Raw genomic sequence first — 26,715 nt, forward strand, 5'->3', positions numbered from 1 at the left:
ACCTCTCCTCATTTAAGGAAAGGCGAGAATCATGACCCTCGCTCAAGCAGCGCTTGACTCGGTCACGGTCGGACGATGGCAGTTCGGTATCACTACCGTCTACCACTTCGTCCTCGTACCTTTGACCATCGGGCTGTCACTTCTGGTTGCCATCATGCAAACCAAGTGGCACCGCTCCGGTAACGAAACATGGCTCAAAGCCACCCGCTTCTTCGGAAAACTGCTCCTCATCAACTTCGCCCTCGGTGTGGCAACAGGCATCGTCCAGGAATTCCAGTTCGGCATGAATTGGTCGGAGTATTCCCGCTACGTCGGTGATATCTTCGGCGCTCCCCTGGCCGTTGAAGCCCTCCTTGCATTCTTCCTCGAATCTACATTCTTGGGTTTGTGGATTTTCGGATGGGGCCGCCTCAGTAAAGGCCTGCACCTAGCTACCATTTGGTGCGTCGCTATCGGCACGATGCTGTCTGCGATGTGGATCCTGGCTGCCAACGCCTGGATGCAGCATCCTGTCGGCACCGTTTATAACCCGGAGACCGGTCGCGCTGAGCTCGATGGCATGGGTGGGTTCCTCGAACTCATCACTTCCGGTGTTTATCTTTCTGAATTCGCTCACGTCATTACGTCCGCATGGCTGGTGGCGGGAACATTCGTCGCAGGCATCGCCCTGTGGTGGATGGTTCGTTCACAGCGCGAAGGCTCCCCAGAGGCAACCTCCCAGGCAGCCAATGCGTGGCGCCCGATTGCTCGCTTCGGCCTCATCGTCGTCCTCGTTGGAGGCATCGGCACCGCAGTCTCTGGCCACATCCAAGGCCAGGAGATGGTCAAGGTCCAGCCGATGAAAATGGCAGCGGCCGAGGGCGTGTGTGTCGACACGGACGGTGCAGCGTTTACGGTCGCTCAGTTCGGCGAATGCCCGCTCGGTGACGATGGCAGGCAGCCAACACAGTTCATCCGTGTTCCCGGCGTTGCATCATTCATGTCTCACAATGACTTCTCAGCCACCTCCGAGGGTGTTGCCGACATCCAGAATCGGATGGTCGAAACCCTCAACGGCAACGAGGACTTTGTCGCCAAATACGGTGACGCCTCGCAGTACGACTTCCGTCCGCCTCAGATGGTGACTTTCTGGTCTTTCCGTCTGATGATTGGCCTGGGTATGGTTGCTTTCCTCCTTGCAGCTTGGGGCCTGTGGGCCACGCGCAAAGGTCAGGTGAGCGACAACAAGTGGCTGGGCACCTTCGCCCTGGTGAACCTCCCGCTCCCGTTCCTAGCCGCCTCCTTTGGCTGGATCTTCACGGAAATGGGCCGTCAGCCCTGGGTTGTCGTCCCCAACCTCCAGGCACTCGCCAATGGCGAGCCCCTTGGCTCGGTAATGATGATGACCGAGGCGGGTATCTCCTCTGCGGTTCCCGCATGGCAGATGCTGACTACTCTGATCCTGTTCACGCTGCTTTACGGCGTCCTGGGCGTCATCTGGTTCCTCCTGATGAAGCGCTACACCAAGGAAGGCATCGCTTCCAAGGCCAAGACCGACAATTCGGAGAAGGAGTCCGGCTCATCGGATGACCTCTCCTTCGGATACTGAGAGGCGGAGAATCGACAATGACACTTTCCATTCTCTGGTTCATCCTCATCGCGGTTCTGTGGACCGTGTACCTCGTCCTGGAAGGCTTCGACTTCGGCGTCGGCATGCTCTTGCCTTTCGTCGCAAAGAATGACGCCGAACGCACGCAAACCACTCGCACGATCGGGCCTCACTGGGACGGCAACGAGGTGTGGTTGCTCACTGCTGGTGGCGCAACCTTCGCGGCATTCCCCGAGTGGTACGCCACGATGTTCTCGGGCATGTACCTGGCTCTTTTCTTGATCCTGGCAGCTCTCATCGTTCGCGTGGTCGCCCTCGAATGGCGTTCAAAGATTGCGACGCAAAAGTGGCGTCACGTGTGGGACTGGTCCCACACCATCTCGGCTTTCGTCGTGCCGCTGCTCCTGGGCGTTGCCTTCACTAACTTCGTCCAGGGCATGAAGATTGAAGTCACCGACCAGACCACCGGTGAGGTGATCCCCACGGACATGGTCAATGAGTCGCTGGCAACAGCTAGCCATCAGCTCACCGGCGGGTTCTTCTCACTCTTGACCCCCTACACGTTGCTTGGTGGAGTGGCTATTTTGGTCGTCTGTCTTGCTCACGGCGCCCAGTTCCTGGCCCTCAAAACCGAAGGAGCTGTGCGTGACCGCGCTAACAAGTTAGCAGCTCCTTTGTCGGTCGCTGCAACGGTTCTGGCTGCATCATGCCTGTTGATCGGCCAGTTCCTGTACGCCGACAATGTGCTGGCATGGATCCCGCTGGTGGTGGCAGCCCTGGCAATCATTGCGTCGGCAGCCTTCTCGCAACAGTCGATGCGAGCTGAGGGCAAATCCTTCACATTCTCATCGATTGCGATCGCTGGAACCGTCGCTTGGGTCTTCGCAGCCATGGCACCGGCTGTTCAGAAGTCATCCATTGATCCGGCCTACTCATTGACGATCGACCAGGCTTCGTCCTCGCAGGCGACGCTGTCGGTGATGACGATCGTGGCATGCTGCCTGGTGCCCGTCGTTATCGCCTACACCATCTGGTCCTACTGGGTGTTCCGTCACCGTGTCAGCGTTGATGATGTCGACACTGATACCGGCCTGCTGCCGAAGTCGATTCGCTTGGGAGAAAACTTCCTCGCTGGCTGATCTGACTTTCGACCAGACAAGTGGTCCCGTCCTCATGTACGAGGGCGGGACCGCTTTTTGGCCCGCGAGGGTGTCGAGCTTTGGAAAACTTAACCCTGAGACGACGAGTTGTTCTTCGTCAGAAGCGAATCAATGACCCGCGCGTTAATGGGGCGAAAGAAGCCTGCAATGGGCCCAACCATCAACATACACACCACTGTTCCAACCCCGGCGACGCCGCCCAATAGAAAACCAAGAAGGATGAAGATTGCGTCGGTCACGACTCGTACAAGAGCAAAAGAGGCGTGGAGCTTATCCGCTGCGACAACGGATACGAGATCGTTAGGGCCCGTGCCTGCGTCCGATTCAATAACGAAGGACATGCCGTAAGCCAAAAGGACACATCCGACAACCAACATATCCACCCTCATCAGCAATGATTCTTGATCGTCCAGAAGAGTGGCGAGCAATGCATTCCAGCCATCGATGATAGGTCCACCTGCAAACATGCAGACAAAAGTTCCGATCTTGACGTAGCTGCGATCGATGAAGAGCAACGCGGCGATAATGAGGAAACATACGGCAACGTGGATGCGTCCGTGAGTCAGGAATGACCATCCTGTAGCACTGTGGAGTCCGCGGAACAAGCCTTGGACAGCGACGTTAAAAGGATCTGCTCCCAGGTTCGATCGAAGGAAGAACACCACACCGAGATGGGCAACGGTGAGGCCAATCATCAGCAGGATCAGACGAATGCCCATTTCAACCGGGGAACGTTTCATAGAGGTAACCTCGGCACATTTACCAAGATGGTGGCCCCCATTTGATTACAAACTCAAACGCATCTACTGGGACCATCGACCCACCACAGCCACGAAGCTGGCAGAATAGGCGGGTGCGTCCATTCGATCCGCGTCTCCTGCGTTACGCCCACTCCGCCCGCAAGCACATCGTGCTCAGCGCAGGCTTGGGTTTACTCACGGCCATCCTTGTTATCACCCAAGCCTTGTTAATTTCCTGGTCTGTGTCGCCCATCATCACAGGCGAAGCAACCTTGAGCGATGTACTGACATTGATCTGGATTCTGTTGGCAGTGGCGACTCTACGGGCCCTCACCGTGACATTGCGTGAGGCCACATCACACAAAGCTGCAGATCGAGCCATTCGTGAGCTACGAGCAGCAGTTATCGACCGCACCGAAGCGCTAGGCCCACGATGGAGAGCCGTTAATGGAGCTGACAGCACCACGCTCATCACCCGCGGTTTAGATGACTTGTCTCCCTACTTCGTGAAGTTTTTACCGCAGCTTTTCCTCTTTGTCACGGTTACTCCCCTGGCCCTATTGACCATTCTCATCTTGGATTTCTGGTCAGCGTTGATCGCGGCCCTCGTCATTCCACTGATTCCCATATTCATGGTCCTCATCGGTCGCTTCACTCAAGAGTCCTCGCGGGCGAAACTGGCAGCAATGGAACGCCTTGGATCCCAACTCCTCGACCTCATGGCAGGCCTGCCTACCTTACGTGGATTAGGCCGAGAAGACGGGCCAAAGACCCACCTCAAAAAATTAGGGCACGACAGTACCCGCACAACAATGTCAACCTTGTCTGTGGCGTTCCTGTCCGGCGGCGTCCTTGAATTCCTGTCCACTCTTTCGGTTGCTCTCGTTGCCGTCGAAGTCGGCATGCGCATGGTGTCCGGACACATCCCGCTGACCATTGGCCTCGCCGTCATCATGTTGGCACCGGAAGTTTTTGAACCCATACGCCAAGTTGGAACGCAGTTTCACGCATCCGCAAACGGTATTACCGCCGCGCAATCTGCCTTCGACATTATCGAAACTCCCCTACCGGGCACCGCCGCAGATTCATCTGAGGCATCCGAAACTTCCTATGCGTCCACGCCCAAGTCCGGCCTAGCTGGCAGTCACGAAGATCAAGGGAAGACTCCTGCTCCTCGCATTGACGAAACCGTCATTAGATTCGCCGACGTCAGTGTGGCGGCCCGCGGAGCCTGGGCTCCCTGGCGTCTCCAGGCTCAGATACAGCCCGGCTCCATCACCGCCCTCGTCGGCCCCTCGGGCGCAGGAAAAACAACAACTGTCATGACTGTGCTGGGAGTCGAACCCACGACGCGCGGAACCATCCAACTGATTAAGGAAGATGGGTCAATAGTCGATCTGAAGAACGTGGACCGAGCCTCCTGGTGGGAACAGATCACCTGGGTGCCTCAGTCCCCCACGATTGTGCCCGGAACGCTTTTGGAAAATCTCAATGTCACAAGTTTGAATGACAGGCTTGAAAAAGCAGCCGAAGCCACAGGATTCGCCGAAGTCGTCTCGTCATTGAAAGAGGGCTGGTATACACGTGTTGGTATGGGTGGCGTCGGCTTATCAGTTGGACAACGTCAGCGTCTTGCTCTGACAAGAGCGCTTGTGGCCGACCGTCCGCTTGTCATCCTCGATGAACCAACTGCCCATTTGGATGCACTCTCTGAAGAAGTTGTCTTGGACGCAATCCGTTCCCTTCACGCTCAAGGACGCACAGTCATCGTAATTGCCCATCGCCAGGCAGTAGTTGCTTTGGCTCACCAACGCATCGAAATCGTCTCCAAAGCTGCCAGTTCACAGGATCTTGAGTCATACCCTCAGCTCACTACCCAGAAACGGGAATCGAACGTTGAGGTGACAACTCCAGGACTGCTGGACGAGACACAGATGGAGGACGCTCGATGACGCTTTTCCTTACACGACAAGAAAAACAGTCTCTGCGTCGCATTGTCGCCATGCTGGATGTGGACCGACGCGGTTTTATCCTTTCCGTCATCCTGGGTTCTCTGGGCTTGGGGTCAGCCATTGCTCTGGGAGCCACTTCTGCTTGGCTCATCGCACGCGCCTCGCAAATGCCGCCGGTCATGTATCTGACAGTCGCAGCTACAGGAGTTCGCCTCTTCGGAGTTTCTCGGGCAGTCTTGCGCTACCTCCAAAGGCTGGCGAGTCATCGTGTTGCGCTGCGCGGAATGGATTCTCTACGCCAAAACCTTTATGCGGCCATTGCTTCGCGCAGAGTTGATCGTGTCGCGACGCTTCGCCGAGGCGATCTGTTGGCGCGAACGGGACAAGACGTTGATGATGTGGGCGACCTCGTCGTCAAAACCCTGTTGCCCGCATGGATGTCGGCCATTGTGGGCATCGGAGTTGTTGGTGGAATCACTTTAATATCCGTACCTGCTGGGCTGATCCTCGCCGGCTGCCTCGTCGTCGCGGGGATTGTGGCGCCTCTCCTATCAATGCGTTCAGCACGGGTTGCCCAGCAGGCTTTAACGCATGCACGATCCGAACTTTCTGCCACGACTATGGCAATCATGGATGGGGCAACCGAGTTACAGGTGTCGGGCATGATGCCATCTATGCGACAGTCAGTGGAATCAACCGAAGATGCCTTGACCGCAGCAACTGCTCGTTCGTCAAAAATTGCTGGAATCGCCGCTGGTGTTGATCGTTTAGCGATGGGTATGGCGGTGGTAGGCGCGCTTCTCGTAGGGATTCCTCCCACGACCTCGGGCGCCCTCGCGGCAGTTTTGCTTGCAGTCTTGGTACTCACTCCCCTGTCGTCATTCGAAGGAACAGCAGAGTTGGGGCCCGCCGCAGCTCAGCTGGTTCGTTCAGCAGCCGCGGCGCAACGGATCGACGAATTACTAGGCGATGAAGATCTAATGGTCACCCATGCGGTACCTGAAAGTTCTGAAGGCTCTGTCATCATCGCTGACAATCTTGCTATCGGTTGGCCTTCAGGACCAACCATCGCCGAGGATATTCATATGCGGATCACACCTGGCAGCCGCATCGCCCTCGTCGGACCGTCTGGCATTGGCAAGACGACGCTGGCTATGACTCTCGCAGGTCTGATTCCTCCCAAGTCCGGCACAGTAACGATCAACGGCGTCGATGCTTGGGGAGCTAGCCGTGCTGATGTGTCCTCTCATGTGACTGTGACTGCCGAGGACGCCCACATTTTCGCTGCTAGCGTCTATGAGAACTTGCGCGTGGCTCGCGCTGATCTATCACGGGATGAAGCCAGGAATCTCGTTGTTCAAGCAGGATTGGGCCCGTGGCTCGAGGCGTTGCCCGATGGGTTGGATACGTCCGTTGGCTCGGGTGGCACCACGGTGTCAGGCGGAGAACGGCGCCGTCTCCTCATGGCGCGCGCTATGGCTGCTCCCGCACCTTTAATGCTGGTTGACGAGGCCGGAGAGCACTTGGATGGTCCTACTGCGGATGCACTGGTCACTACTCTCTTAAGCGGAGATGACGATCACGGCGTGCTGGTGATTACGCATCGCCTTTCTGCCCTCGATTCGGCTGACGAAGTCGTGGTGTTGGACCGCCCCCAAGGATCAGTGGCGCGTATCGTTGATCGAGGTTCGCACCGTGACATTATTTCGCGTAGTTCCGGGTATGAATGGGCTGTACAGCAGGAGGACTTATGAGTCCGGAACGGACAGATCTCACTCTTCTTCGGGCCGCACTGGGATTGACAGCTACCCTCGACCTCGAGGCCGCACTGCGTAGCTTTGTTGATCGTGCTTGTGCATTGACCGGAGCTCCTCACGGCGCTCTTGCCGTGCTGGATACGTGGGGCGCGACAACAATGCTCATTGAGCATCACGATGGAGATAGTTCAGCAGATCCCCCAGCTGTCCTCATCCATGAGATTCCGCGCAACACTCACCTCTTGGTTAATTCTCCCTCAGATGTGACCGACTTCGACGTACCGGAAGATGCTCCCGCGTTTCTGGGCACTTCCGTCCTCGTCCACGAACAGGTTTACGGGCGCCTCTATCTGACCGGTAAGCCAGGAGGCTTCACCGCTTCTGACATTGCTGTTTTGTCGGCATTGGCTCCCGCTGCCGGTATTGCTGTGGAGAATGCGCACTTGTATGCGGACTCTAAGCGGACAGAGAAATGGATCTCAGCCTCTCAATCTTTGACAACAACCATGCTCGAAGGCGCCGACGAGGAAGAGGCGCTGGAATTAATTGCTAGAACCGTTCGCGAAGTATCGCGGGCCGATACAGCAATCATTGTTCTGCCCTCAATCGGTGACATGTGGGCCGCAGAAATTACCGACGGATTCAAAGCTGGCGAATTGTTAGGAGTGGTTTTTCCTCCACAGGGACGAGCCATGTCGGTCTTAAATGAAGGCACGGGCATGATTGTCGATTCAATGGCTCGCGCCCAGACGATGCGAGTTCCGGAATTAGCTGAATTCGGCCCAGCCCTGTATGCCCCATTGCGGTCGCGCGGTCACTCCTCTGGTGTTCTCATTCTTTTGCGCAAGATTGGGTCTCACGAGTTTGATATTTCAGAATTGTCGTTGGCTGAGTCTTTGGCTTCGCAGGCCACTCTTGCTTTGGAGTTGGCGTCGGCTCGTCACGCCGAGGACGTGGCTTCTCTCTTGGACGAGCGTGACCGCATTGGCCGAGACCTGCACGACTTTGCGATTCAGCAGCTCTTTGCAACAGGGATGCATCTGGATGCAGCTAAACAGCACATAACCTCTGGGAATGTTGACCCTGATTCCATCGTCGACATGCTCGACCGGTCCCTAGCCTCTATCGACGAAGCTGTTAAACAGATTCGCGCCATCGTCCACCACCTCAAAGAGAGAGATCAAGAGGTGGGCCTGGTCGAGCGTATTCGACGCGAAGCCTCACTGACTCGCTGGGTGATGGGATATGCACCGTCCCTGCTGATCACCTTGGACGGGCGCCCCATCAACGAGGACGAGGGCGAGGAACCCGCTGCGATCGATGACTTAGATAGTCGAGTCGACGCTGACCTGTGCGATGACATCGTGGCGGTGGTCAGGGAAGGGCTATCGAACATTGGACGCCATGCCCATTCAACGGCTGCAGCTGTGAAGGTGGATGTATCGGGTCGGCTCTCGCAAGGCAAGGTTTCGGTGCGCATCGCAGATGATGGTCGAGGTATTGATCCCGATCGCACCCGTAACTCTGGACTTGGAAATATGGCAGAGAGGGCCCGTATGCACGGCGGCACTTTCTCTCTAGGCCCAGGGATTGGTGGAGCCGGCACAGAACTCCACTGGCAGGCACCCCTGATCTGAGTCCACTCCATCGGGCAATGAAAGTGGGCCCCGGCTAAGCTCAATTGCTCTCCGGAGCCCACTTTGACCCAACCCGCCTCGCCTACTGGCAGGTTGTGGCAATCACCGTCAGTTGTTCCTCATTCTCCTTCTGGTAGTTAGTGCAAGTCCAGCAGCCATGAGGACACCGGACAAGACGATGACATCACTGGTATTAGTTCCTGTGGCTGCAAGTCCTTTTCGAGTCTTCGGACTTTTACCTTTTCCACCATTTTTCCCGGTATCGAAAGGTGCGTGTTGCACATCCTTCGCAGGTGGTGCAGTCTGTACAGACTGTCGGACGTTGACCGTCAGATCTGCCCGTGCAGAGATGCCACCCTGCCCATCCGCCAATTCGATGTGATGGGAGCCGACTTCGAAGTCGTTTGGAATCTGGAAGGCAAAGACCACTTTTCCATCGGCATCCGCTAGGGCATTTCCGATAGTTACAGGGGTCGAGTGGATTGTCGCTGTAATTGTTCGGCCAGCGATAAAGCCTTTTCCAGTGATATTCACCACCTCTCCCTGGCGCACCGTTGTCTTATCCAGTACTACCTCAGGTGGCCCAACGGGGTCCGGGTTTGGTGTGGGGTCCGGATCTGGTGCTGGGTCAGAAGGAGGATTCGACTTAACATGAATTTCGATGATTCCCGATTCTGCACTTCCCAGACGATTCGTGGCGCGAAGCATCACCGATGCCCCGTCATAGGTTTTATCGACCGTCAGCATGAGCACATCCGAGTTCGCCGATTCGATGGCAGTCCATTGAGATTCGCCACCACGCTTGAGGAACCATTGGAGTTCGGGTTCAGGTGAACCTGTAATCCGTTGATCAGCCGCGAGCATAACCAAGAGCATTGCTTTCTCAGGAACCCATACGGTGCGGGACTGCGCATCACCGGCAGTCTCCATCTCATGGGAGTCCGACAACGGTTCAAGGGCACCGATAGTCGGTGCCTCATCAGTAGTGAGGGACTTACCAAACACTTCAACTTCGGCAAGGGTCAACTCACGGTCAGCGCCAGGTAGAATCACCCGAACGAAACGACCTTTGGCGCCTTCAAAGTCGATTGACGACGGATATCCACCGATTCCGTCAACCTTTTTTGCGATGACCCCATCCATCCCGATGAATGTGCCCGGATCGACCTGTCCCGCTAGATCTTCCTCAGAGATAACCACCCAGAAGTCTTTTAGTCGTTCACTGCACGAGACAGTGGCACCGCACATGTCCTGGGCGTCGCGATTCCACACATTAATGTCATTGATGAGGTACTGGTCCCCCAAATCAACCTGCCACCAAGGGGAATCCTGCAGAGCAGTGTGACTAACGGATGCATTGTCCCACCGGCCGTCCGTATTCCCATCGTTAGCACGTTCAGGCGTGCCCTGCCAGGCGGTGCTACTTTGTGAAGATGCTTTCCCCAACGCAAGGTTCTCGAAAGCAGGCTTGACGTTAAGAACGGCCCATGATGAGGTCGATTTCCCGGCCGGATTAGTCGCCACCGCATAATACGAGGCTCCGTCATCGGCGAGTTTGGCGGTAATCGATAACATCGCAGAGGTCTCACCATCAATTGGTTGTCCCTGCTGTTGTCCAGCGCTGACCTTGTACCACTGGTAACCGGGCGTTGGCCGACCCGAAGCACCTGCAAAGAAATCGACCTCTTCTCCATCCCGTGCAGTGTTGTTCTGGGGTTGTGTGTGGAAAGTGGGTGCCTGGGTCTCTTGCTTCTTTTCGTAGGCAACCACACGAATCCGCAAGTTACGAATCTGCACTGGGTCGGCATAGTACGAGGGATCGGCTCGTTCAACACGAATCCTTGTCACGGTATTGGCCGGCAGAGTTAATCCATCTCCAAACTCGCTTGCCATAAGTTCTGTCCCGGTCAGCACGACCTCGTGGTCCCCAAAGGTCACTCGATACTTAGCGTTGTGTGCATTGTCGGACTCAAACTCACCGCTGATTTTCAGGGTGACATCTTCGTAGGAGGTCGTACGATCAACAACGTATCCGTCAAAAGCCATCGCACCGGCAGAGCGTTTCGGACTTGTGCGGGGGTAGATTTGTTCTCCGCTGAATTCTGCGGTTCCAGAGGAGAGTTCGACGGTGTTGCTGGGAAGATACTTCGGTTCGGAATCAAGAGCAACTTTGATGACCGGACGTAATTCATCAGGAGACTCTCCGCTGAGATTGACCTTCAGGCTCGTGCCTTCCTGTGTGAAATTAAGGGGTGTACCAGTACCATCAATGGTCACAGACGTAGCACGCGAAGCCAATCCGGGTAGCTCGATTTCCTGTCCATCCTGCCAACGTGTCGGGAACAGGTACAACGCATGTCCCTTAGCCGTGATCCGTCCCCACGAGGGGATGGGGAACCATGTGGCACGGGCTCCTGTAATGGCATCAGGATGGCGTTTCATCCATGCTCCGATACCATCGAGAACCTGCTGATCAAAGGTGTCGAATGAACCATCACCCTTGGGACCAATATTGAAGGCAAATTGGCCGCCGCCAGAGATCGTGGTCACTAAGCCGTTGATCGCCGTCCTCGTGGTGGGGATGATCCTCGACTCAGATCGATCTGCTTTGAAGGTCGAGCAGTAACTCCAGCACTGGGGGAAAATTGACAGGATCGATTCCCACGGTCCCATCCGAAAATCCCTGGGAACCGCATTGTCTCCGCCAACCTCGAAATCTCCTTTGTCATTCCAAACGCGCGAGTTGAAAACGGTACCGGGCTGTTTGTCGTGGACCCACTTTGCCATTCGTTCGGACTGATCGCTGGTAGGGCCTCCCATGTCGAACCAGAATTCCGCAATCGGCCCATAGTTGGTCATCAGTTCATCGATCTGCGGTTTGATGACATTATTCATCATCTCTTCGCTGATCTGATTGACGTTCTGATAGGGTTCGGCCTCATGTTGAGTCCAGTCGATGATTGAGAAATAGAATGCGAGTTTGATGCCGATCCTGCCACATTCCTCGGACAGTTGTTTGATCGGATCCTTTCCAAAGGCAGTTTTCTTCACGATGTTGAAGTCGGTGGTCTTTGTATCCCACATAGCGAATCCGTCGTGATGCTTCGTCGTGATCATCACATACTTCATGCCTGCCTCTTTGGCAGTCCTGCAAACCTGAGCCGCATCCCACTTCTCAGCGGTCATCTTTGCAGCGTCGGCCAAGTATGCTTCATCGGAAATGTTCATCCACGCTTTGATCTGCTCTGGATATCCAATACGTTGAACTTTCCCTTCGTACCTGCCTTCATACATGGAGTAGACACCCCAGTGCATGAAGAGCCCAAACTGCAGGTCCTGCCAGTCTGAAATCTTTTGCACCGCGGATTTGGGAACTACTGCGGAGACGCCGGTAATGGTCTCAGAATCAGGGGAAGTCGGCGGTGCAGGATCTGCTGCCGCAGGAACGATGGAACTCATCGTTAGCGCTAACGCCGCTGCCACCCCCAAAAGGTTTCGTCTCAGTGTCATGGGACTGCCCTTCCGAAGAAACACAAGGTCGTGGACTTCTTTGTCCAGGTTCTCATCTGCGAGAACACTTTGAGTTTCTCGATTTTTAGTAGAGGCCACACTTTGGTTACTAAATAATCAGGGAACCTTTAGGGTTTGCTAGTAACCCTAGTTGTGACTGACTCTCAGCCTCACCAGTCCAGACTGGTCACTGCCAACAGCATTCGAGGCCGAAACCCTGATCGCTGCCCCATCCAATTGCTCCGTAACAAGAAGATTGGCACGTCTGCCATGAGCCTCAGCTCCGTCACATGCCTCCAGGGGCTCCCAATAGGCACTCTTTGGTCGCATAACAAACCAATTCAGTGCCGGAGCTGGATCTCCAGCCCCATCAATCTCCATCTCGAGCCGCATGCCCAAAGGAGCAAAAATCGTCCTCGACTGAGCGTCACCGGCCATCTGTACAGCTCTTAGACAATCCGCAGACAATCTAACAGCCGACAAAGTGGGGGCGACACCGCTACCAGCACGTTGGCGGCCCAACTGCCTAACCTTGAGCAACTGCCTCGCAGACTCTCGAGCCTCATGCACTCTGGACAGAGCCAGTTCGTCACCCGATCGAGCCAAGAATGCACGCATCTGTTGAAGATCTAAAGGATCAGCGTAATAATTCGGATCCGCCAGCTCGACCCTCACCCTCGTGATAGAAGATACCGGCAGCTTTACCTGGGTGAGTGCAGGCCCAGACAGCAACTCCCGACCCGATAACTCCACCCAGGAATCTCCTACCGTGATTCGATACCGCTGTTCATCCTCAACATCGGCTACCAGATGCACGTCATAGGCCGCGTGCTCATCGCCGAATTCCCCCACCACACAGAAGGCCTCAGCTGCTACTGCCCCATTTCCCATCTTCGGACTATTCATCCAATGCCAGTCATTTTCTTTAATAGCCACGAGATCATCGTCAACTACGACTAGGGGCTCAGGAACCCACTGGACATCTGATTCACAGCGCACCCGAATCACCGACTGCACTTCGTCGGGGCACTGTCCATCAAGCGACACCACCAGAGTTGTGCCATCTTGTCTAAAGTCCAGAGCACGGCCAGCATCATCAACCTCAACAGATTCAACAACCGAGCCCAGTCCTCGGACAACCAGCTCCCCAGCATCCCAAGAGGACGGGAATAAAAAGAGACACTGCCCGTTAACAGTGAGTCTGCCCCACGACGGCATAGGGAGCCGAGTTGCCCTCGCCCCCATGACAGCATCGGGATGACGCTGCAACCATTGGCCAATCTTGCCCAAAACACTCGCATCAAAAGGATCGATCCCGCCATCGCCTCGCGGACCGACATTGAGGGCGTACTGTCCCCCGCCCGACACCGTTGTCACCAACTGGGTGACGAGGTCGCGAACCTTAAGTAGTAAGTTGTCTGGCGACCGATCACACTTGTCTGTGGTGCAGTACCCCCATGCCAAGGGAAAGATCGAGGAAGCAGCTTCCCAATGCCCGTCCAAGACCAGGGTAGGAACTTCGTTGTCTCCCCCGACCTCGAAATCACCTTTGTCATTCCACACACGAGAACTAACCATGGTATCGGGCTGATGCATATGAACCCGACGGGCGATACGTTCGGATTGCTCTGCGGTTGGGCCGCCCATGTCGAACCAAAGCTCAGTGATCGGACCATACTGGGTCAGCAGTTCATCGAGCTGCGGCTCAATGACTTCGTCGATTAAAGAATCACTGATCGGATTCACGTTCTCGTACGGTTCGGCTTCGTGCTGAGTCCAGTCGATGATCGAGAAATACAGGCCTAATCCCAAACCCTGCCTATGACATTCCTCAGCTAGCTCGCGCAAAGGGTCACGTCCAAAAGGTGTCGCTTGGACAATATTGAAAGAAGTTGTGGCCGTGTCCCACATGCAAAACCCGTCGTGATGTTTCGTTGTCACAATCAAAGAGCGCATACCTGCTGACTTTGCCAAGGCGCATATAGTGCCCGCATCCCACGAACTGGCGTGCATATTCGAGGCCGCTTGAAGATAAGCCTCATCGGAAATACTCATCCAGGCTTTGATCTGCTCGGGGTAACCAATCCCTTGGTCAGTACCTTCATAACGCCCCTCGAAAGTGGAGTAAACACCCCAGTGGATGAAGAGCTCGAATTGAAGCTGTTGCCAGCGGCGAATGCGCTGGTCAGAACTAAAAGGAATAGCTGCGGGAAGACCTACTGAGGAGAACATGGCGACCATGGTAGACACCAAGACCATGATCTGTCTGTGATACCGCAAACCAACACCTCAGGTGGCATTTATCTGCCAGTGGTTGGCAAAAACGATCGGCCACCTAGGGTGGCCGACCGTTAATCAAAAAATCACTGACAACACACTTAGTTACGCCAAGCAGCAGCTCGTTGTCCTGCAACCCACGCTGCCACCTGGGTGCGACGTTGAAGACCCATCTTGGATAAAAGAGACGTAATGTGGTTCTTCACCGTCTTCTCAGCAACACCCAGCTTCGCACCAATTTCACGGTTCGACAGCCCATCGCCAATCAGTTCAAGTACGCGACGCTCAGACGGTGTCAGATCAGCAGTGGGATCTTCATGGTCAGCACGTCGACGCGTCAATGTGCGGTCATCAAGAAGAACCCGCCCAGCCGCAACGGCTTTAATAACGTCAGTAATCTCAGCGCCTCTGACGGTCTTAAGGATGTAGGCGCGCGCCCCCTTATCCAAGGACTCAGCCAACGCCTCGTCATCATCAAAGGAAGTCAAAACAATCGGCAAAATTTCCGGGTGAGTCTTGCCCAGAGAATCCATAATGTCAATGCCCGTACCATCGGGCAGTTGCAAGTCCACCAAAATCACATCGGGACGCACTAGATCCGCTCGACGCAGCGCATCTTGAACTGACCCGGCTTCAGCCACAACTTCAAGCTCGTCGGCGCGGTCAACGATTTCAGCGATGCCACGGCGAACGATCTCATGATCGTCGACAATCATCACGCGGATGTGAGACAGGTTGATTGCGTTTTCAGTCACCCGGCCATGTTACCGGGTCCACGATCCTCACTCACGCCGTGTCTGCAAAATGTTGAGATGTTCAGAAGGCATGAGGCATCTGCGACGAACACTCAACCTTCATCAAAGCGTTGGGGAATCCTCGGATGCTTCAAAGCTGCTCATAGCGTTGGCAGCCGCCGCGTTTTCCGCATGTTTCTTCGACGTCGCGGTGCCTGTACCCACCGGACCTTCAAGACCTTCAACCAGCGCCACCGCAGTAAAAGTGCGCTGATGGTCAGGACCTTCGCCACAGACCTCGTAATGGACGGCACCTAAGCCATGGGCCTGCGCATATTCAACAAGAATCGTCTTGAAATCTTGGTGCTCTCCTCGATTTGCAGCATCGACGAGCAAGAAGTCCAGATTCGCCAAAATGACATTTCGAGTCGTCTCTAAGCCATGCGTCAAATATGTTGCGCCAATGAGAGCTTCAAAGGTATCGGACAAGATGGAAGATTTATCTCTTCCGCCCCCGTTTGCTTCTCCCCTACCCAAGTAAATGAAGTCTCCGAGTCCTAGCCTGCGAGCAGCCGCTGCTAACGGTTCTTGAGACACCGTTGCTGCGCGCATCCGCGACAAGTCTGACTCCGCGACCTGCGGGTGGTCATGAAAGAGACGGTCCGCAACAACCACCGACAGCACCGAATCCCCAAGAAATTCCAAGCGTTCGTTGTTCGCAATGCCACCAGCTTCATTAGCGTAGGAACGGTGAACCAACGCTAAACCCAGCAGGTCATCTGCGACGTCAATTCCCCATGCCTGACACAGGGCCACCGTGTCAGTGCGCGGAGGGATCGGAAGATGTTTGGCTTTAGCCATCAGTCCTGCTCTTCTTCGTCGCTATCTGCATCCGCGTCGTCACTGTTGAGTAGTCCTGCCAGCGACGCCAATCGCGGGTCCACCACAAAATGCTCGTGATCAGCGGGCAATTCTTCCCACTTTTCTCCGCAGACGTCGCACAGGCCTCGACAATCGGGTTTACACAAAGGGCGCTCGTCTACCAACGTGATGATCGCATCACGAACCTGGGTTTCAAGATCGATGGTGTCGCGCTGTCCGATCAAGAACAGATCATCGCCATCCTCATCGCCATCTGACGCAGCCAATTGAGTAGGCGCACTTCCCGGCTCGAAGTACACCTCCGCCGAAGAGATGGCATGGTGGGCAACCACAGGATCCAGGCACCGTACGCATTCACCACTGAGGTTGACATCCGTATAAAGCTGAACAAGAACCCCATCATCAACGCTGGTCAGATCGACACCCAAAGTCAGCTCGTCGCCCTCGGGCACAGCCATCGCAGGAGTGCCCAAGTCGTCGGGCGCTTGCCAGTCAATGTCAAAGTGACGAGTGGCACCAATCTGGCGCGGCAAAGTTGTCAGGGAGAGGACGAGATGAGAGTCAGCCATCGAGCTCAACATCCGTCACGTCCACTCCGTGGCGTTCAGCAATCGTGCGCCGACCGGCTTCGGTCTTGCGCTGCAAGTCCGATAGCAGCCCCGCCAATTCCCCAAGCGACTTTGCAACATACTCATCTGCGCCTTCACGCAGCGTCTCGTCTTGTTTGCGGGCCTGCGCAACGATTTCTCGTGCACGTTCCTCGGCCATGCGCGTGATGTTTTGAGTTGAGAGCAAACGCTGAGCCTGGTTGTTGGCATCAACCAAGGTCGCTTCAGCATCTGAGCGTGCCTGAGCCAAAGTCGCCTCGGCTTCATCCTTTGCCCGTTCGACCATACGCTCAGCCTCTTCGCGCGCATTTGCGACAATCTCTTCAGCCTTTTCGTTCGCGGCATCCAGAGTTGACGTGGCTTTCGTATTGGCCTCAGCAATTGTGGTTTCAGCAGCCGTGTCAGCCCGCCCCAAAACAGCGTCAGCGTCGGCGATCACCGCGTCAGCAGACAGAAGGTCCTCCGGCAAAGCCTCACGTGCTTGATCCAAGAGATCAAGAATCTCAGCTTTGTTGAGCATGATGTTTGCAGATAGCGGCACTGCGCGCGCAACCTCAACAAGGTCCTCAATCTGGTCCAGTGCGGCGATCACTGTGGAGGGGCCGTACACAGTCTGTTCCTGCCAGCTCTGATCGTCACTTTCGTGCGCGGGAGTCGCTGCGTCCGGGTTAGCCATCTTTTCCTCCATCATCGTTGGATCGACGGGTCGCTTCTAAGCTTCATTGTCCGTCATCAGGTCCGCGATTGAGGCGGGAACATACCGAGAAGCGTCCAATCCGAGGGCAAGTAGTTCACGAACGCCCGACGACGAGACGTGTCCGAGCCCAGGACGAGTCGGCAGCCAGAGTGTCTCGACTCCCCCAACCTCAAAGTTGTAGGCGGCTTGACTGGCTTCAAACTCGACGTCCGCTGCGCCTCGAACACCTTTAATCACCACGTCGGCGCCGACATTGCGCACACATTCGATCAGTGAGCCATCCATCTGGCGCACCTCTACTCCCGGAATCTGAGCCGTGGACTTCTCAAGGAAAGCAACACGTTGCTTCACACTAAATCGGTATGACTTGCGAGGGTTCGACCCCACCGCGACGATTACACGATCTGCGATCCGAGTTGCGCGCGAAATAATATCAATGTGTCCAATGGTGACAGGATCAAAGGAGCCGGGCACGAGGGCGATGGTCATGCTTCCAGCCTATCTGCCGCCCGGACTGTAGGCGCGGGAGGGCCAGCAAACCACGCAGCGGTTTCTCCCCACTTGCGCTGGTCTTCGAGCACCAAGAATGAAGGCCAACGCGGTTGCGGGCTGCGAGTGGAGCGTTCAACCACGACCAGTGCATCGGGTGTCAACCAAGGCCCCAGACTGGCGAGCACTTGAGCCAGGTGATCCTCATCCACATCGTAAGGAGGATCAACGAGGACGAGGTCGACGTCGCCCGTCAATGCTTCGTTTTGCTCGTCGACACTGCGGGTGCGCAAGAACTGGCGAACGTCGCCTGTGTGGACGCGGCCGGGCAGGCCTGTGGTTGAAATATTGGCAGAAATAATCCGTGACGCCGCAAGAGACTTCTCAACGAGGACGACGTCAGAGGCTCCCCGCGATGCTGCTTCAAGGCCGAGAGCACCCGAACCCGCATACAGGTCAAGGACGCGGGCATCTTCGATCATTCCCAGGTGTTCGAGCCTCGAAAAGAGAGCTTCGCGGACACGTTCAGATGTTGGCCGCGTACCGCGGGCCGGAACTTTAAGAGTTCGGCCTTTGGCTTTTCCGGCAACAATCCTTGTCATACTGCGATTTTACGTTACCTTCAGGATCTTTCGATCCACGCTAGGGAATCTCCAGAGATCTGCGCGATAGCCTGAGCAAGCACAGGATGGTCAGATAACCGCGGATCATCACCTACCAGGCTGTCTGCTTCAGATCGGGCGGCCTCGATAATCGACACGTCGCGACGCACTGACAAGAAGCGCAGATGGCTGGACCGGCCCGACTGGTCAGAGCCCAGAACGTCGCCCTCCTTGCGCAGTTTGAGATCTGCCTCAGCCAATTCGAAACCATCAGTTGTTGCCGCGAAAGCTTCCAGGCGTGTTCGACCCGAGTCAGTTAGATCGTGACGATGTACAGCCATACAGACAGACTTGAGGTCAGAACGTCCCACGCGCCCTCGTAGCTGGTGGAGCTGACTCAAGCCGAATTGCTGAGCATCAACAATCACCATCATCGTTGCATCCGGGACATCAACCCCGACCTCGATAACCGTTGTTGACACAAGTACCGGAGCTCGGCCTGCAGAGAAATCCTCCATGATCTGCGCTTTGAGATCGGGAGGAGTTCGGCCAGTGAGTTCATGAATGGCTAAGCCAGCCAATGGGGAAGATGTGCGCAGATACTGGGCAACACCGGCAACACTTGCTAAGGGCGGCCGAGTCGGAGCCTGGGTATCTGGATCAGCATCTTCAACGGTTTCGTCCTCGTCAATCCTTGGGCAAACGACGTAGACGCGGCGGTTGGCATCAACTTCTTCGCGCGCCCTGACCCACAGGCGTTCCATCCAGGCACTGTGAGTGGCGTCGACGAGGAAGGTGTCTACGGGCGTTCGCCCCGGCGGCAAGCCGCGCATGCGCGTCTCATCAAGATCACCAAACACCGTCATGGCAACCGTTCGCGGAATGGGTGTTGCGGTCATGACAAGCTGATGCGCAGAGCGCCCATCCGAGCTATCGCGAAGCCGATCACGTTGCGCGACACCAAAGCGATGTTGTTCGTCAACAACCACCAATCCAAGATCTGCGAACTCTATCCCCTCTTGAAGCAGCGCGTGGGTGCCAATGACAATGATCGGCGCGCCGGCGCGCAAAGCCTGGTCGATCTGCCTGCGTTCCACCGCCGGAGTTGCTCCAGTGAGCAAACGTACGTCGAGTTCCGGGAACTTTTCGAGGACGGGGGCCATCATCGAGCGGATTGACGAAAAATGCTGTTCGGCCAGAACCTCCGTTGGTGCCACCAATGCCCCCTGGTGCCCCGCCCCAACGACTTGTGCCAGAGCAGCCACGGCAACAATTGTTTTTCCCGACCCTACGTCGCCTTGCAAGAGACGTTGCATGGGTCGACTCGCTTCCAGATCCTGCCCAATTTGTTCAATAGCATCGGCTTGAGCAGAGGTGAATTCAAAGGGCACGGCGTCGATAAATGCCGTCAGAAGAGCATTTCCATGACGCGCACACGCTGGGCCTTGGCGCGCGTCAGCACCAGCTCTGGCCAAAACCAGAGCCGTTTGCAGAACGAAGGCTTCCTCCCACGCCAGGGCGCGTCGAGCTAACTGGTAGTCCTCATCAACTGTGGGCTGGTGCAGGAGCCGAAGTGCCTGAGCTTTCGATAGCAGGTCGTGGCGTTGTCTGAGTTCCTCTCCGATAACGTCGTTGACCTGAGCGTCGTCGAGGGCGTCCAAAACCATTGCCACCGCACGCGCGATCACCCATGAGGTGAGCCCAGACCCTGCCGGATAGATGGGGATTGGACGACTCGCATGACGACGCAGCGCGTTCTCGTCCTCGTCTGCTCCTTCAAAACTTGGATGCGTGAGCTGAAGTTTTCCACGATAGCTGCCAACTTTTCCTGCAAAGAGGAAGGATTCTCCAGGCTTGAGGAGCTTTTCGTGAGGAATGAGTTTGTACTGGTTTTTAGCGAAGAAGGTGGCCGAAATTCGATCGAATCCGTCAGTCAATGTCACTTCGAGGCGCACACCGCCGCGGGCCGACTTATTCGCAATGAGCCGCGTTTCAACAACTTCAGCCAGGATCGTCACATCGTCGCCATCTCGCAGCGACCGTAGCGCCGTCAATGCCCCCCAGTGGTAGTAGCGTCGCGGGGCAACCGCAAGCAGGTCGCCGACGGTGACGATGCCAACGGCATCCAGTTTGCGCGCCGTTGCCTGGGGGATGCGCAAATGAAGGGGAATGCCTAACGGATCCATCTCACCCCAGTCCCTGCAAAAGGGTTGGGCCGTGATGTCCGCCATCTCTGACTTCTAAATCAACAACGGATGGGGCGTCAAAGCCCAAGAGTTGGCGCAGCGTGGCCGTCACTAAGGGCCCATCGCACTCGCGATTGAGCAGAATTTTGCAGCGTGTGGACCCTGCCGCTCGAATCATGGCCACGGCTTGCGCCGTCACACTTTGATCAAGATCGTCTGGAATACGGGTGATAACGGAATCAGAAGTCGCCAAATGGGCGGTATCGCGCAGCATCGTCAGCATCGTGGCGGCCACCTCGCGGCCACCCGGTTGAGGAACGAAAAGAGGAGCACACGCTTGGCTCACGAGGAGCACGGACAAGTCGTCAGTGGTCTCGGCGATGAGCAAACCTGGGTGGACTGACCCATCCTTGCCCGATACAGCAGGCACCATGGGGGCAACAACAGATGCCAGTTGTGCGGATGCTTCGTCACAGGGAGCGATCAGAGTAATGCCCGTCGAAGACGACGCCGCCGCTTGCCAAAGGCCCGGAGCGTCTTGGGGCTGAGGGTCATAGAAGACGATTGCTCCTGCGCGGGCCATATCTTCGATAATTCCGGGCGCCCGAGTGCAGGCAATAACCCTGGCTCTTTCGACGCGTCGCATGGGCCTACGTTGGAGCAAACGTATTCCTCTGTGGGTCAGTCCCTCATCAGCTAAGTCATCGACTCCAATTTGATCATCCGGCCTGGCGTCGGCCACTTGAAAACGAAGAGTCCTGCCAGTCCTGGGCAAAATAGCCAGTGGAGCCGCAGTATCAACGTGCAGGCGCCACTCCCCCAGGCCGAACAAATCAACGCGGCCAACATATGACAGGCGAGCACCGAGGGAGCACAGGTTCGCGACGAGTTCTGTCAAACCGTCACTACCTCCCTGCCAAATGATGTCGACGGTGAAGTCACGACCGGCTGGCGGGGTCTGAGGGGCGGGGGTGCCTGCCTCAGTCGTTTGCGCGAGGTCGGCAAGCATCTGAGCCAGAGATTCCAGCATTCCTGCGTCCTGTCGAATCGCGCAATCAAGGCAGGTTAGAACGAGGGCGAGGACGGCTCCTCCCGCGTCAATACGGCCAGTGTGTTCATTTGTCGCTTCAATGAGACCGACTTGGGCTTGACTAGAAAAGCGGGACACAACATCGGCTTCGTCGAGGAGGGTTTGTCCCATATCTGCAAGTTCGGTCCGTGCCGACGTCAACATTTCGTGCACGGCAGTGGAGGCATCAATTCGGAAGAATTCGTCGGCGGCCGAGGCGCTGAGCATTCTGCGAATAGCGATTGGCGTGAGTTGCGCTGGCTCAGATTCGAGGGCGTGAGCCCAGGTTGCCATGAGCCCAGTTAAGAGGATTCCAACGTGTCCAACGCCCTGCCGTATCCCTGAGTCAACAGCAACGTCGAGTGCAGCAGCGAAGGAACTGCGCGGGTCCATAGACCGCAGTGACACCGCCATTGCTAACAGGGTGAGGTGAGCGTTCGATCCGGTGTCGCAATCGGAACCATTCCACCCATCCAAGTCATTGAGGAAGGGGGCAAGCCTGGAGGCTTCCTCGGCTGCAGCGTCCAACGCTGTCGCCAAAGTTGAGGCATTCAAGGACATGTTTGTTCCCCCAGAGTCGAACACGGACGGTGACCTCATTGTGTCGTTGGCGTGTTCTGTGTGCGAATTGACACGCTTAAATGACACTTGTGACTTGGAGTAGCAGGCGAATTTCCGTTACTCTTTCATGGTTGCCTGCGGTGACATTCGCCGCTGCTAGACCGTCCCGCCTCCGGCGGGGAACGAAATTGCAAAACCGAGGAGATCATCGTGGCTGCCGTTTGTGACGTGTGCGGTAAGGGACCCGGCTTCGGCAAGAGCGTGTCGCACTCGCACGTGCGCACCAATCGCCGTTGGAATCCGAACATTCAGCGCGTTCGCGCCCTGGTCAAGGGCACCCCAAAGCGCCTGAATGTGTGCACCAAGTGCTTGAAGTCTGACAAGGTCGTTCGCGCGATCTGATTCTTTTCCTCTCTGGGAAAAGAATATGGGGGAGGCCCGCCGAAAGGCGGGCCTCCCCCATTGTGCGTGATTCTTCGTCACCACATGGATATTTCAAGATTAAAGATGGTTCTGCTCTCTTCCTGGGTTTTCCCTTACTCAGGAGTATTGACGCAGATCCACCTAGCGGCGTGACTGTAGGACCAATACGGTGCTCTGGTTCGCCATGGGGCAATTACTGGTTGGGTGCACACTGTTAGTGGCAGGCTCGCAGAGTAACTACTAAAGAGGCGCCTAGACGCTTTCTACGATGAGGGACCACTCAATTTTGAAAATGATCCCAGCCGCCACGAACCTCTACACCATCAAGCAATAGAGCGGGAGACTCCCCCTCGTTACAGGCTCGGATCTTGCCAAGCGGATGGAACCCCTCGGGCAGGGCAATATCCGGCGGGAAAGCAGCAAGCATCCCGTGATCTTCTCCCCCGCCCAACACCCAACTCATCGGATCCTTGCCGCACACCTTCGCCATGTGAGCTAAAGGAGCCGCATGCTTTTCGAGCTCGGATCGGTCCAACTCGATGACCACTTTCGAGGCGCGGGCCATGCGGCCGCCGTCCATCGCAATGCCATCCGATAGGTCCATCATTGCAGTGGCTCCAGCCTTTGCCGCCGCAGGCCCCGTCTCTAAGGGAGGGACGGGAGCTCGATAGACGTTGAGTGCCTCAGCAAACTCCCCCATGCCTTCGTCATCGCGAATCTTGGGATCGACGTGCCCACCAAGGAGCAGCTCCAAGCCCGCGTTAGAAAGACCATGTTTGCCAGATGCCGCGAGTACATCGCCTGGACGGGCGCCCGCACGAACCACCGGCTCGCCCTCGCAATAACCAAAGGCAGTAACCGACAGCACCATCTTCTCACCAGCGGATAGATCGCCCCCCACCACGCCGGCTCCGGCCTGACGCGCCCTGTCAGCAATACCCTGGACAACACCCATCAGCCACTCGACCTCGGTGTCGGCCGTCACAGCTAGAGTCACAACCAGGCCCGAAGTCCTTCCTCCCATGCCAGCAATGTCGGAAAGGTTTTGAGCAGCGATACGTGCGCCAATTTGCTCAGGATCAGACCAGTAGCGGTGAAAGTGTTCGTCTTCGACGATGACGTCGGTGGTGACAATGAAATTACCTTCGGGTGCGGCAATCTGAGCGCAGTCGTCTCCGATGCCGATCATTGTGCGGTCGCCCTCGGGCAAGATTTCTTCAAAACGGGCGACGAGCTCGCCCTCGTTCAATTCTTTGATGAGCATGCAGTCAGGCTATCGAAGAATGGCAGAACGTAGGTGCGCGCCACTATGGACATCCGAAAAGGCAGAAAAGACGCTATCTCAGCCGGACACACTGCGAGGCAAACAGACACATCGCAGCAGCCGAGGCTACGTTGAGGGACTCAGCGTCTCCGCTCATTGGAATAGACACGAGCAGGTCGCAAGCGTCCATTTCCTCGACTGAAAGGCCCTTCGCTTCATTGCCAAAGACCCACGTATGAGTGACATCCAGAGCGCTGGCACGCCCAGAAAAAGATTCAGCAAGAAGATCGGTCAGGACCACCGTACCCTCACCACCGCTAGTACCGAGCAGGACCGAGCCCCACTGGCGTTGGAGCGCCACGGCCTCGTCCATAGATTGCTCCGTAACAATGGGCAGATGGAAGACGGAGCCAGCTGAGGCACGCACGACCTTCGGATTACGCACATCAACTGTGCCAGCAACGGTAATAACGGCGCACGCCCCCATTGCGTCGGCGGTGCGAATAATCGTGCCAACATTGCCGGGGTCACGTCCTTGAGCAAGCATGACGATCGTCGAACCTTCGGCGGGCGCGTCGGCAGAAGAAGTGATGGCCTCTTTCTTGGCCACCGCAATCATTCCTTGCGCATCGGCGCTCATCGCACGAGAAACCTCGGCACTAACCTCGTGAACCCACCGTGTGCTGCGGTGCGCCTCGTCAGCAATCTCAGGGTGTAGGTCTGCGGCGGCTGCCGTCATATACACGTCCTGGACGGCGGAACTGCGGTGGCGGAGAAGTTCGCGTACAGCCTGCGGGCCTTCAACCAGCATGAGTCCTGAACGCGAACGCGCCGAGCGCCCGACCAGTCCAGCGACTTTGCGCACTCTATCTGAATGCGGATTGTCGAGGACGGGCGGGCGCCCAGCGAAAGTGTTCACCTGGAGGTCAGGCCTTGGGGGCGTTGACGTCGGCAGGCAGAGCGTCCTTGGCGACCTGGACGAGGGCGTTGAACGCGTTAATGTCGTTGACGGCCAGTTCGGCCAACATACGACGGTCGACCTCGACGCCAGCAAGGCCGAGACCCTGGATCAGGCGATTGTAGGTCAGACCCTGAGCGCGGGAAGCAGCATTGATGCGCTGGATCCACAGGCGACGGAAATCGCCCTTGCGAGCCTTGCGGTCACGGTACGAGTAGACGAAGGAGTGAGTGACCTGCTCCTTGGCCTTGCGGTACATGCGCGAGCGCTGGCCGCGATAGCCGGAGGCCTGCTCGAGGACTGTGCGACGCTTCTTCTTGGCGTTAACAGAACGCTTGACACGTGCCATATCTGTTCATATCTCCTAATTCGAGCCGGTCACTTGCCGAGAAGGCGCTTGACGCGCTTGACATCAGCGTTGGCCAGAACCTGGTCGCTGGCCAGACGGCGGGTCTTGCGGGAGGACTTGTGCTCCAGCAGGTGGCGGGCGCCAGCCTGCTCGCGCATGATCTTGCCCGAGCCGGTCACGCGGAAGCGCTTCTTGGCACCGGAGTGGGTCTTATTCTTCGGCATCTCTCTTTATCCTTCTTCTTCGGCAGCGGCTTGAAGCTGCTGTCTTCAGTCGTTATCCGTGGCGGCGTCGCCCGCTGCGCGGGACTGGCCCTTGCTGGCGCGTTCGGCGCGCTTGTCGCGACGTTCAGCGCGCTCGGCTTCGCGGCGCTTGCGCTGTTCATTAACGGCGTCGGCCTTGCGCTTGGTGGGCGCGAGCACCATCGTCATGTTTCGTCCATCCTGACGAGGCATGGACTCAACGATGGCGAGATCTCCGATCTCTTCCGCCAGACGCTGCAGGAGTCGCACGCCCGCTTCTGGGCGGGACTGTTCACGTCCGCGGAACATGATCATGACCTTGACCTTGTCGCCAGCTGATAGGAAGCGCTCAACGTGGCCCTTCTTGACGCCGAAATCATGGTCGTCAATCTTGAGCCTGAAGCGAATTTCCTTGAGCTGTGTATTCGCCTGGTTACGGCGGGCGTCACGAGCCTTCTGAGCGGCTTCGTACTTGAACTTGCCGTAATCCATGAGCTTGGCAACCGGCGGCTTGGCGTCGGGCGCAACCTCGACCAGGTCCAGACCGGCTTCTTCGGCCAGTCGCAGGGCGTCTTCAACACGAACGACACCGACCTGTTCCCCTCCGGGTCCAACGAGGCGAACCTCGGGGACACGGATTCGCTCGTTGATGCGAGTCTCGCTGATGAGTGGCTCCTTCCACAGAAACTTCGGCAGGGCAACGAAAAACCTCCGTTACGCCTGATGCGCACGGAGGCTCATGTTGCGGTCAGCACACGGGTGTGCTAACCGTTTGAACCCGATCCCCTCATCATGTCTTTCGACTGACAACCGCTGCATTTTCAACGCTGCGGCGGACACCCAGGTGGGAGAGACTCCGCTTGCACTCCGGACTTTCGCCCGGACGGTCACATTAAGACTAACAGGAATGGGCAACTTACGGCCAATTCACTGGCTTTCTAGGCCAGTGGATCGCCTCACAAGCGAGATATTGGAATCTGCTTTGGTAACTCACCCGCAAAATCAGACACAGTCGTATCCACCAAACTAG

22 protein-coding genes are annotated in these 26,715 nt (G+C 56.5%); 6 read left to right on the top strand and 16 right to left on the bottom strand.

Going from position 1 to position 26,715, the window contains the following annotated elements; translation table 11 throughout:
• The first annotated feature begins 31 nt into the window (after positions 1–31).
• A complete protein-coding gene (locus tag G439_RS0104515) occupies positions 32–1,588 on the top strand; it encodes a cytochrome ubiquinol oxidase subunit I (protein WP_022867995.1) in 1,557 nt (518 codons plus the stop codon).
• 17 nt (positions 1,589–1,605) lie between these two features.
• Positions 1,606–2,727, top strand: a complete 1,122-nt coding sequence (cydB, locus tag G439_RS0104520; protein WP_022867996.1) for a cytochrome d ubiquinol oxidase subunit II — start codon at positions 1,606–1,608, stop codon at positions 2,725–2,727.
• Positions 2,728–2,816: 89 nt separating this feature from the next.
• Here cydB and G439_RS0104525 read toward each other — a convergent pair whose 3' ends face one another.
• Positions 2,817–3,488 carry a YczE/YyaS/YitT family protein gene (locus G439_RS0104525; RefSeq protein ID WP_022867997.1) on the bottom strand — a complete coding sequence of 224 codons (672 nt, stop codon included), beginning with the start codon at positions 3,486–3,488 and terminating at the stop codon, positions 2,817–2,819.
• A 113-nt stretch (positions 3,489–3,601) separates the two neighbouring features.
• On the opposite strand from G439_RS0104525, the gene cydD reads away from it, so the two are divergent.
• From cydD to G439_RS0104540, 3 genes are read left to right on the top strand one after another with little or no spacing between them, the layout of a single operon-like run.
• Positions 3,602–5,440 carry a thiol reductant ABC exporter subunit CydD gene (gene cydD, locus G439_RS0104530; protein ID WP_022867998.1) on the top strand — a complete coding sequence of 613 codons (1,839 nt, stop codon included), beginning with the start codon at positions 3,602–3,604 and terminating at the stop codon, positions 5,438–5,440.
• Positions 5,437–7,194, top strand: a complete 1,758-nt coding sequence (gene cydC / locus G439_RS0104535) for a thiol reductant ABC exporter subunit CydC (protein WP_022867999.1) — start codon at positions 5,437–5,439, stop codon at positions 7,192–7,194. Before cydD ends, cydC begins: the two co-directional genes overlap by 4 nt.
• Complete coding sequence (locus G439_RS0104540) at positions 7,191–8,834, top strand: sensor histidine kinase (protein WP_022868000.1); 1,644 nt, start codon at positions 7,191–7,193, stop codon at positions 8,832–8,834. Before cydC ends, G439_RS0104540 begins: the two co-directional genes overlap by 4 nt.
• A gap of 108 nt (positions 8,835–8,942) precedes the next feature.
• On the opposite strand, the gene G439_RS11165 is transcribed toward G439_RS0104540, so the two are convergent.
• The 10 genes from G439_RS11165 to G439_RS0104590 form a co-directional block, all read right to left on the bottom strand.
• Positions 8,943–12,344, bottom strand: a complete 3,402-nt coding sequence (locus G439_RS11165; protein ID WP_083940784.1) for an alpha-L-fucosidase — start codon at positions 12,342–12,344, stop codon at positions 8,943–8,945.
• 147 nt (positions 12,345–12,491) lie between these two features.
• On the bottom strand, positions 12,492–14,585 hold the full coding sequence (locus tag G439_RS11170; protein ID WP_243442546.1) for an alpha-L-fucosidase: 2,094 nt from the start codon (positions 14,583–14,585) through the stop codon (positions 12,492–12,494).
• A gap of 137 nt (positions 14,586–14,722) precedes the next feature.
• Positions 14,723–15,337, bottom strand: a complete 615-nt coding sequence (locus tag G439_RS0104555) for a response regulator (protein ID WP_040434703.1) — start codon at positions 15,335–15,337, stop codon at positions 14,723–14,725.
• 141 nt (positions 15,338–15,478) lie between these two features.
• Positions 15,479–16,216 (bottom strand): ribonuclease III, encoded by a 738-nt coding sequence (gene rnc, locus G439_RS11175; RefSeq protein ID WP_022868004.1) that lies wholly within the window; start codon positions 16,214–16,216, stop codon positions 15,479–15,481.
• Positions 16,216–16,806, bottom strand: a complete 591-nt coding sequence (locus G439_RS0104565; protein WP_022868005.1) for a YceD family protein — start codon at positions 16,804–16,806, stop codon at positions 16,216–16,218. Before G439_RS0104565 ends, rnc begins: the two co-directional genes overlap by 1 nt.
• Positions 16,799–17,521, bottom strand: a complete 723-nt coding sequence (locus G439_RS0104570) for a hypothetical protein (protein ID WP_026459395.1) — start codon at positions 17,519–17,521, stop codon at positions 16,799–16,801. Before G439_RS0104570 ends, G439_RS0104565 begins: the two co-directional genes overlap by 8 nt.
• Positions 17,522–17,557: 36 nt before the next feature.
• On the bottom strand, positions 17,558–18,031 hold the full coding sequence (gene coaD, locus G439_RS0104575; protein WP_022868007.1) for a pantetheine-phosphate adenylyltransferase: 474 nt from the start codon (positions 18,029–18,031) through the stop codon (positions 17,558–17,560).
• Positions 18,028–18,633 (bottom strand): 16S rRNA (guanine(966)-N(2))-methyltransferase RsmD, encoded by a 606-nt coding sequence (gene rsmD / locus G439_RS11180; RefSeq protein ID WP_022868008.1) that lies wholly within the window; start codon positions 18,631–18,633, stop codon positions 18,028–18,030. The genes coaD and rsmD overlap by 4 nt, the downstream gene beginning before the upstream one ends.
• 20 nt (positions 18,634–18,653) lie before the next feature.
• On the bottom strand, positions 18,654–20,819 hold the full coding sequence (locus G439_RS0104585; protein ID WP_022868009.1) for an ATP-dependent DNA helicase RecG: 2,166 nt from the start codon (positions 20,817–20,819) through the stop codon (positions 18,654–18,656).
• 1 nt (position 20,820) lies between these two features.
• Positions 20,821–22,449, bottom strand: coding sequence for a hypothetical protein (locus G439_RS0104590; protein WP_026459396.1), 1,629 nt, complete (start codon positions 22,447–22,449; stop codon positions 20,821–20,823).
• 210 nt (positions 22,450–22,659) lie between these two features.
• On the opposite strand from G439_RS0104590, the gene rpmB reads away from it, so the two are divergent.
• Complete coding sequence (gene rpmB / locus G439_RS0104595; RefSeq protein ID WP_022868011.1) at positions 22,660–22,851, top strand: 50S ribosomal protein L28; 192 nt, start codon at positions 22,660–22,662, stop codon at positions 22,849–22,851.
• A 301-nt stretch (positions 22,852–23,152) separates the two neighbouring features.
• Here the strand turns inward: rpmB and thiL are convergent, their stop codons facing one another.
• The 5 genes from thiL to infC all read right to left on the bottom strand — a co-directional run bounded on the left by thiL (position 23,153) and on the right by infC (position 26,381).
• On the bottom strand, positions 23,153–24,136 hold the full coding sequence (gene thiL / locus G439_RS0104600) for a thiamine-phosphate kinase (RefSeq protein ID WP_022868012.1): 984 nt from the start codon (positions 24,134–24,136) through the stop codon (positions 23,153–23,155).
• A 73-nt stretch (positions 24,137–24,209) separates the two neighbouring features.
• Positions 24,210–25,055, bottom strand: coding sequence for a TrmH family RNA methyltransferase (locus G439_RS0104605; RefSeq protein ID WP_022868013.1), 846 nt, complete (start codon positions 25,053–25,055; stop codon positions 24,210–24,212).
• A 7-nt stretch (positions 25,056–25,062) separates the two neighbouring features.
• Complete coding sequence (rplT, locus tag G439_RS0104610) at positions 25,063–25,443, bottom strand: 50S ribosomal protein L20 (protein ID WP_022868014.1); 381 nt, start codon at positions 25,441–25,443, stop codon at positions 25,063–25,065.
• Positions 25,444–25,472: 29 nt separating this feature from the next.
• Positions 25,473–25,667, bottom strand: a complete 195-nt coding sequence (gene rpmI, locus G439_RS0104615) for a 50S ribosomal protein L35 (protein ID WP_022868015.1) — start codon at positions 25,665–25,667, stop codon at positions 25,473–25,475.
• Between the two features lie 45 nt (positions 25,668–25,712).
• Positions 25,713–26,381: a translation initiation factor IF-3 gene (gene infC, locus G439_RS0104620; RefSeq protein ID WP_083940785.1), complete on the bottom strand. Its 669-nt coding sequence runs from the start codon at positions 26,379–26,381 to the stop codon at positions 25,713–25,715.
• Positions 26,382–26,715: the final 334 nt, after the last annotated feature.

Source organism: Schaalia vaccimaxillae DSM 15804, from assembly GCF_000420425.1.
Classification (GTDB): domain Bacteria; phylum Actinomycetota; class Actinomycetes; order Actinomycetales; family Actinomycetaceae; genus Pauljensenia; species Pauljensenia vaccimaxillae.

Bases quoted from the DNA above. Each gene is read 5' to 3' on its own strand.
- G439_RS0104515 (WP_022867995.1), top strand. From the start codon at position 32: ATGACCCTCGCTCAAGCAGCGCTTGACTCGGTCACGGTCGGACGATGG.
- cydB (WP_022867996.1), top strand. From the start codon at position 1,606: ATGACACTTTCCATTCTCTGGTTCATCCTCATCGCGGTTCTGTGGACC.
- G439_RS0104525 (WP_022867997.1), bottom strand. From the start codon at position 3,488: ATGAAACGTTCCCCGGTTGAAATGGGCATTCGTCTGATCCTGCTGATG.
- cydC (WP_022867999.1), top strand. From the start codon at position 5,437: ATGACGCTTTTCCTTACACGACAAGAAAAACAGTCTCTGCGTCGCATT.
- G439_RS0104540 (WP_022868000.1), top strand. From the start codon at position 7,191: ATGAGTCCGGAACGGACAGATCTCACTCTTCTTCGGGCCGCACTGGGA.
- G439_RS11165 (WP_083940784.1), bottom strand. From the start codon at position 12,344: ATGACACTGAGACGAAACCTTTTGGGGGTGGCAGCGGCGTTAGCGCTA.
- G439_RS11170 (WP_243442546.1), bottom strand. From the start codon at position 14,585: ATGGTCGCCATGTTCTCCTCAGTAGGTCTTCCCGCAGCTATTCCTTTT.
- G439_RS0104555 (WP_040434703.1), bottom strand. From the start codon at position 15,337: ATGATTGTCGACGATCATGAGATCGTTCGCCGTGGCATCGCTGAAATC.
- rnc (WP_022868004.1), bottom strand. From the start codon at position 16,216: ATGGCTAAAGCCAAACATCTTCCGATCCCTCCGCGCACTGACACGGTG.
- G439_RS0104565 (WP_022868005.1), bottom strand. From the start codon at position 16,806: ATGGCTGACTCTCATCTCGTCCTCTCCCTGACAACTTTGCCGCGCCAG.
- G439_RS0104570 (WP_026459395.1), bottom strand. From the start codon at position 17,521: ATGGCTAACCCGGACGCAGCGACTCCCGCGCACGAAAGTGACGATCAG.
- coaD (WP_022868007.1), bottom strand. From the start codon at position 18,031: ATGACCATCGCCCTCGTGCCCGGCTCCTTTGATCCTGTCACCATTGGA.
- rsmD (WP_022868008.1), bottom strand. From the start codon at position 18,633: ATGACAAGGATTGTTGCCGGAAAAGCCAAAGGCCGAACTCTTAAAGTT.
- G439_RS0104585 (WP_022868009.1), bottom strand. From the start codon at position 20,819: ATGGATCCGTTAGGCATTCCCCTTCATTTGCGCATCCCCCAGGCAACG.
- G439_RS0104590 (WP_026459396.1), bottom strand. From the start codon at position 22,449: ATGTCCTTGAATGCCTCAACTTTGGCGACAGCGTTGGACGCTGCAGCC.
- thiL (WP_022868012.1), bottom strand. From the start codon at position 24,136: ATGCTCATCAAAGAATTGAACGAGGGCGAGCTCGTCGCCCGTTTTGAA.
- rplT (WP_022868014.1), bottom strand. From the start codon at position 25,443: ATGGCACGTGTCAAGCGTTCTGTTAACGCCAAGAAGAAGCGTCGCACA.
- rpmI (WP_022868015.1), bottom strand. From the start codon at position 25,667: ATGCCGAAGAATAAGACCCACTCCGGTGCCAAGAAGCGCTTCCGCGTG.